Raw genomic sequence first — 849 nt, forward strand, 5'->3', positions numbered from 1 at the left:
TGACCGGCAACGGCAAGCTCGACCGCCGTGCCCTGCCCGCCCCCGACCTGAGCACCGACAGCACAGGACGCGCCCCCCGCAACCCCGCCGAAGAGGTCCTGTGCGGCCTGTTCGCCGACGTCCTCGGCCGGCCCTCCGTCACCATCGACGACCACTTCCTGCGCCTGGGCGGGCACTCCCTCCTCGCCACCCGGCTGGTCAGCCGCATCCGCACGGCCTTCGGCGTCCGCATCACCGTCCGCGACATGTTCCAGCACCCCACCGTCGCCCAGCTCGCCGAGCTGATCCGCACCAGCAACGGCGACCAGCCCCGCCCCGCACTGACCGCAGGCGAACGCCCCGCACGCCTCCCGCTGTCCTCCGCCCAGCAACGCCTGTGGTTCCTGGACCAGTTGGAAGGCCCCTCGGCGACCTACAACATCCCCCTCGCCCTGCGCCTGTCCGGCCCCCTCGACATTGATGCGCTGCGCCTGGCCCTCACCGACGTCGTCGGCCGCCACGAGGCCCTGCGCACCGTCTTCCGCACGGCCGACGGCGAGGCCTACCAACTGGTGCTGCCCGCCGACGGCATCACCGTCCCCCTGCCGGTCACCCAGGCCGACGAGGACAGCCTGCCCGCACTGCTCGCCGAGGAGAGCGCCAGGACCTTCGACCTCGCCGCCACACTGCCCCTGCGCGCCTCCCTGCTGCGGCTGACGGACGAGGACCATGTGCTGGTCGTCGTCACCCATCACATCGCCTCCGACGGCTGGTCCAACGCCCCCTTCTTCACCGACCTCGACCACGCCTACGCCGCCCGCACCGAGGGCGCGGCCCCCGAGTGGGCGCCGCTGCCGGTCCAGTACGCCG

At 73.0% G+C, this 849-nt stretch carries 1 protein-coding gene; it reads left to right on the forward strand.

Annotation, left to right across the window (positions count from 1 at the left end; translation table 11 throughout):
• Positions 1-849 (forward strand): condensation domain-containing protein (locus M8J74_RS44190; protein ID WP_249841772.1); only part of this gene is annotated, 849 nt, incomplete at both ends.

Origin of the sequence: Streptomyces panaciradicis, assembly GCF_023516615.1 — a bacterium.
In the GTDB taxonomy this organism is placed as follows: Bacteria; Actinomycetota; Actinomycetes; order Streptomycetales; family Streptomycetaceae; genus Streptomyces; species Streptomyces panaciradicis.